The sequence below is a fragment of the Nonomuraea rhizosphaerae genome, from assembly GCF_019396405.1.
Classification (GTDB): Bacteria; Actinomycetota; Actinomycetes; order Streptosporangiales; family Streptosporangiaceae; genus Nonomuraea; species Nonomuraea rhizosphaerae.
Genome location: NZ_JAHKRL010000464.1, coordinates 1 through 5,536 on the forward strand (window position 1 = coordinate 1; position 5,536 = coordinate 5,536).

6 protein-coding genes are annotated in these 5,536 nt (G+C 72.3%); all 6 read left to right on the plus strand.

Annotated features, from left to right (window positions below):
• Window positions 1-395: alpha/beta fold hydrolase (locus KME77_RS23660; protein WP_219471132.1), on the plus strand; the 395-nt coding region annotated here is incomplete at its 5' end.
• Between the two features lie 78 nt (window positions 396-473).
• Window positions 474-1,655, plus strand: coding sequence for an adenylyltransferase/sulfurtransferase MoeZ (moeZ, locus tag KME77_RS23665; RefSeq protein ID WP_219471133.1), 1,182 nt, complete (start codon window positions 474-476; stop codon window positions 1,653-1,655).
• Window positions 1,656-1,703: 48 nt separating this feature from the next.
• Complete coding sequence (locus KME77_RS23670; protein WP_308250855.1) at window positions 1,704-2,423, plus strand: hypothetical protein; 720 nt, start codon at window positions 1,704-1,706, stop codon at window positions 2,421-2,423.
• Complete coding sequence (locus tag KME77_RS23675; protein WP_219471134.1) at window positions 2,417-3,658, plus strand: S8 family serine peptidase; 1,242 nt, start codon at window positions 2,417-2,419, stop codon at window positions 3,656-3,658. Before KME77_RS23670 ends, KME77_RS23675 begins: the two co-directional genes overlap by 7 nt.
• Before the next feature lie 129 nt (window positions 3,659-3,787).
• Window positions 3,788-4,588: a hypothetical protein gene (locus tag KME77_RS23680; protein ID WP_308250856.1), complete on the plus strand. Its 801-nt coding sequence runs from the start codon at window positions 3,788-3,790 to the stop codon at window positions 4,586-4,588.
• A partial coding sequence (locus tag KME77_RS23685) for a S8 family peptidase (protein ID WP_219471135.1) occupies window positions 4,582-5,536 on the plus strand: 955 nt, incomplete at its 3' end. The genes KME77_RS23680 and KME77_RS23685, both read left to right, overlap by 7 nt.

Below are 5,536 nucleotides of genomic sequence, written 5' to 3' on the forward strand. Positions count from 1 at the left end.
CCGCGCGCCTGCGCGAGGCCGTGGAGGAGCTGCGCAGGCGCGACCGCCTGGCCTACACCGCGGCGGCGATGCTCGGCTCGGTGCGCGGCATCGTGGCCGAGTACTTCCGGCGCGGCGACGGCAACCTGTGGAGCCAGGCCGCCCTGGTCCAGGCGCCCACCCTGATCATCCACGGCAAGCACGACCGCCTGGTGCGCCCCGCGATGGCCGCCAAGGCAGCCCGTACGTTCCGGCAGGTCAGGCTGGTGTGGCTGCCGCGCGCCGGGCACGTGGCGCAGATGGAGCTGCCCCGCGTCGTGGCCGCGGAGGCCCGCCGCGTGATCGCCGACGCCCGGCGGCACGGGAGCGCCCCGGAAAAGGCCCCCGCACCGGCAAAGGCCGCGTCTGACCAGTGAGACGCGATTGGGGAATGCCCCATCGCCGAACTAGGTTGGCAAGGGAGATGGGTCCCCCTGGAACGGGAGCGTAAAGAAGTGTCGTTGCCACCGCTGGTCGAGCCGGCCGCAGAGCTGACCGTCGACGAAGTGCGCCGCTACTCGCGCCACCTGATCATTCCCGACGTGGGGATGGCCGGGCAGAAGCGGCTGAAGAACGCCAAGGTGCTGTGCGTGGGCGCCGGTGGCCTGGGCTCGCCCGCGCTGATGTATCTCGCGGCGGCGGGCGTCGGCACGCTGGGCGTCATCGACTTCGACACCGTCGACGAGTCGAACCTGCAGCGTCAGATCATCCACGGCCAGTCCGACGTGGGCCGGCCGAAGGCCGAGAGCGCCGCCGCGACGGTCCGTGAGATCAACCCGCTGGTCGACGTCGTGATCCACAACACGGCGCTGTCCAACGACAACGTGATGGAGATCTTCTCCGCCTACGACCTCATCGTCGACGGCACCGACAACTTCGCCACCCGCTACATGGTGAACGACGCCGCGGTGCTGCTCGGCAAGCCGTACGTGTGGGGCTCGATCTACCGTTTCGACGGCCAGGCGAGCGTGTTCTGGGCCGAGCACGGCCCCTGCTACCGCTGCCTCTACCCGGAGCCCCCGCCTCCCGGCATGGTGCCGTCGTGCGCCGAGGGCGGCGTGCTGGGCGTGCTGTGCGCGTCCATCGGCTCCATCCAGGTGAACGAGGCCATCAAGCTGCTCACCGGCATCGGCGACCCGCTGGTCGGGCGGCTGATGATCTACGACGCCCTGGAGATGAAGTACCGCGACGTCAAGGTCCGCAAGGACCCCGAGTGCGTGCTGTGCGGCAAGAACCCGACGGTGACCCAGCTCCTCGACGACTACGAGGCCTTCTGCGGCGCGCTGTCGGAGGAGGCCACCGAGGCGGTCAGCGGCTCCACGATCACCGCGCTTGAGCTCAAGGCCATGCAGGACAACGGCGACGACATCTTCCTCGTCGACGTCCGCGAGCCGAACGAGTACGAGATCGTCTCCATCCCGGGCGCCACGCTGATCCCCAAGGGCGAGTTCCTGAACGGCTCGGCCCTGGAGCGGCTGCCCCAGGACAAGCGCATCGTGCTCCACTGCAAGTCGGGCGCCCGCTCGGCCGAGGCCCTGGCGATCGTCAAGAACGCCGGGTTCTCCGACGCGGTGCACGTCGGCGGCGGCGTCCTGAGCTGGATCAAGGCCGTGGATCCGAGCCTGCCCACCTACTGAGGCGATTTACCGGGATGGCGGCGGGTCGCCCGCATTAAGGTCGATGCCGTGAACGACGCTCGTCCCTGGCCCGCCCTCGTGGCGGCCTCCGTGCTGACGACTGTCTGCGCGGTGGCCGCCGGGGTCTCGGCCGGTGCGGCGGGCTCGGAGCTGTCCCGGGGCCCCAGCACGGCCGAGCTGCACTCGGCGGCCAGGCGCGAGGTCGCCGAGCGCTGGCGCACCTGGGCGAGCGGCCGCATCTTCCCCGCGAGCGTGGCCTACTCGGCCGAGCAGGGCGGCCAGGAACGTGCCAGTCGGGTCGGCATCTCGCCGCTCACCGCGTGCGCGGGCTCCGTCGACGCCAAGGCGGCCAAGGCCCTGCGCAAGGCGCGCTGCCGCGCCGTCCTGCGGGCCACCTACATCGACGCGCTGCGGGGCGTGCTCGTCACCGTCGGCGTGGTGGCGCTGCCCGACGAGCTGGAGGCCGTGCGCGCCAAGTCCGCCTTCCCGCTCGGCGGCGCGCCGGTGCCGGGGCTGCGCCCGCTGGCCTTCCAGGACACGGTCTCCGACCGTTTCCAGGCTTCCGTACGCCAGGCCGGCTCGGTCCGCCAGGCGGGCCCGTACCTGGTGCTGACCACGGCGGGACAGGTGGACGGGCGGCCCGCCAAGGCGGTCGGCGAGCAGCGTCCGGCCATCTTCGCCTTCGCCACCGAGATCTCCGAGCGGATCCTGGCCGACCTGAGCACGCCGCGGATGCCCGACTGCTCCTCCTCGGAGTGGCGATGCTGAGGCGGGCGGCGGTTCTCGCCGTCGTGTGCGTGGTGGCGGCGCTGGAGGCCGCGCCCGCGCTGGCCGACGACGTGCGCGCCGGCCAGCAGCCGGTGATCAGCACGCTGGAGCTGGCCAAGGCGTGGCGGGTCAGCAAGGGCAAGGGCGTCACCGTGGCCGTGCTCGACTCGGGCGTGGACCCGCGCCACCGCGACCTGGCCGGTTCGGTGAGCGTGGGAAAGGACTTCACCGCGGGCGCCAACCCGCCCGGCGTGGCGGCGCGGCGGCTGCACGGCACGTACATGGCCTCCCTCATCGCCGGGCACGGGCACGGGCGCCGGAACAAGCTCGGCGTGATCGGCGTCGCGCCCGAGGCGCGGCTTTTGTCGGTACGGGTGATACTGGAGGACGAGGAGCCCGGGTTCAGGGAGTTCAACTCCGCGGAGCGTTTCGAGAACGTGGTGGCCAGAGGCATCCGCTACGCGGTCGACCGGGGCGCCCACGTGATCAACATGTCGATCTCCAAGGATCTGGCGACCAAGGAGGAGCGGGCGGCCGTTCGCTACGCGATCTCCAAGGGGGTGGTGCTGGTGGCCGCTGCGGGCAACGACGGGGCGGGGGAGCCGGAGCCGAGCGGGTACGCGCCGTTCTCGTACCCGGCCGCGTTCCCCGGCGTCGTGGCCGTGGGCGCGACCGACGGCAGGCTGCGGCGGGCGACGTTCTCCAACCGGAACTCCTCGGTGCTGGTGGCCGCGCCCGGCGTGGACATCATGGGCGCGGGCCCGGGCGACGAGTACTGGGTCGGCAGGGGCACCTCGCAGGCCACCGCGCTGGTCTCCGGCATAGCCGCCCTCATTAAAGCCAAATATCCGGATATGTCGCCGCCGTTGGTCGCCCAGGCCATGACCGCGAGCGCGACCGACCGGCCCCCGGGCGGCTACGACACCGGCACGGGGTTCGGCGTGGTCAACGCCGCCAAGGCGCTCGACGAGGCCCGCCGGCTCGCCGGCCACACCGAGACGGCCCTGGCCGGGCAGGCACAGGACCCGTCCCAGCCGCTCGGCGGCGGCCAGGCCGGCCCGATCGAGGTCGTCAGCCGCGACGAGTCCCGCGTCAAGGTCTACGCCGCCATCACGGTGGCGGCGACCTTCGGCGCGCTCTCCTCTCTGTGGGTCATGTTCGCCCTGGTCAGGCGCGTACGCAGGGCTCAGGGGTGGCAGACGCGCATGATCCGCGGACTTAGGGGGACGAAATAGACACGAACCGAGCCCGGGAACGAGGCGGTGGTGAAGGCACGTAGGTCCATCTCGGGGATGCCGCGCGCCGGGGGAGTCACATCGGGTCGGAGAAACCCGCTCGGCGCTCCAGCCGGCCGCCGCTCTCGCGTGCGCGCATGGCCGGCGGCCAGGACCGGCGGCGTCACGGCGATGAAGGAGCGGGCCGAGCAGGCCGCGCTCCAGCAGGGCGTGCGTTATCGGCGGATCTTCCTGGCGCTCGTGGGCACCATCGTGGTCATGTCGGCCGTCCTCGTGCTGCTCGGCACGGTGGGCCTGCTGAACGAGACCCGGTCCCGCCCGCTGACCGCCGCCGAGCAGAACCAGTACAAGCAGGAGGAGATCGCCAGGCGCTGGCAGGCGTGGCCCGCGACCGGCGTCTTCCCCCAGGAGGTCAAGTACATGGGCCTGGACAAGGCCCAGCAGTACGCCAGGCGCGTCGGCATCGCGCCCGAGACGGAGTGCGGCAAGGCCGTCGACGCCTCGGTGGCCGGCATCCTGGACGACCGCGGCTGCGTGACCATGCTGCGCGCCACGTACGTCGACCAGACGGCCACGTTCGTCATCACGGTCGGCGTGGCCGTGCTCAAGGACGAGGAGGCCCGCGTTGCCGCGACCGAGCAGCTCACCCAGGACGACCGCGTGGGCGTGCTGCCCGTGGCCTTCCCCGGCACGGTGACCGAGCGGTTCGGCGTCGACCAGCGCCAGCGCACCGGCTGGGTGGGCGCGGGACCGTACGTCGTGTTCTCGACGGCGGGGTACGCCGACGGGCGCACCAGGGCGGCCGTCGCGCCCGAGGAGATCCTGCACAGCGAGCTGTGGCCGGCGGCCAAGTCGATCGGCAACCAGATCGCCTACTTCCTGGCGGACCCGCCCAAGGTCCCGCCCTGCACCCAGGGGAACGTGTGCTGACCGCCGCCAAGGCGCTGACCGCGGCGCTGCTGGCGCTGACCGCCCCCGCCGCCCTGCCGCACGCCGCCCTGCCGCACGCCGCCGTGCCCGTCAGGGACCAGCAGAAGTGGGTGCTCGACGCGCTCAACATCGAGCAGGCGTGGACGGTCACCAAAGGCAAGAACGTCACCGTGGCCGTCGTCGACAGCGGCGTGGACGGCCAGGTCAAGGAGCTGCGCGGGCGCGTCACGGCGGGCCCCGACATGACCGCCTCCGCCGTCGAGCGCCAGGCCAAGCCCGGCAAGCACGGCACCGCGATGGCCGCGCTCATCGCCGGGTCCGGGGCCGACGAGGGCCTGATCGGCGTGGCTCCGGAGTCGAGCATCCTGTCCCTGGCCCTGAACGTGGACGAGGACCCCGGCGGCGGCGCGATCGACCCCCAGCAGGAGGAGGAGCAGACCTCCCTGGAGAGCCCGCTCGCCCGGGCCATCCGCTACGCCACCAACCACGGCGCCAAGGTCATCAGCATGTCGATCGGCTCGTACGGGCCGCTCAGGTCCGAGCGCGAGGCAGTGTCGTACGCGCTGGGCAAGGGCGTCGTCCTGGTGGCCGCGGTCGGCAACGACGGCCAGACCAAGTACGCCGAGGACAACGCCACCTCGTACTGGAGCTTCCCGGCCGGCTATCCGGGTGTCATCGGCGTCGCGGCCGTGGACAAGCAGGGCAAGAGGGCGACCTTCAGCAGCGACAACCTGTCGGTGCTGGTCGCCGCGCCGGGTGTCGGCGTGCCCATCGTCAAGCGCAAGGGCGGCTACGAGCTGTCGGAGGGCACCAGCTCGGCCACCGCGCTCGTGGCCGGGGTGGCCGCGCTGGTCAAGGCCCGCTATCCCACCATGGCGCCGGAACAGGTCGGGCAGGCGCTGGCCGCCAGCGCCCGCGGCCGGCCGGCGGCCGGGTACGACGAGGAGG

Coding starts and splice junctions, on each gene's coding strand:
- KME77_RS23675 (WP_219471134.1), top strand. CDS start 2,417: ATGCTGAGGCGGGCGGCGGTTCTCGCCGTCGTGTGCGTGGTGGCGGCG.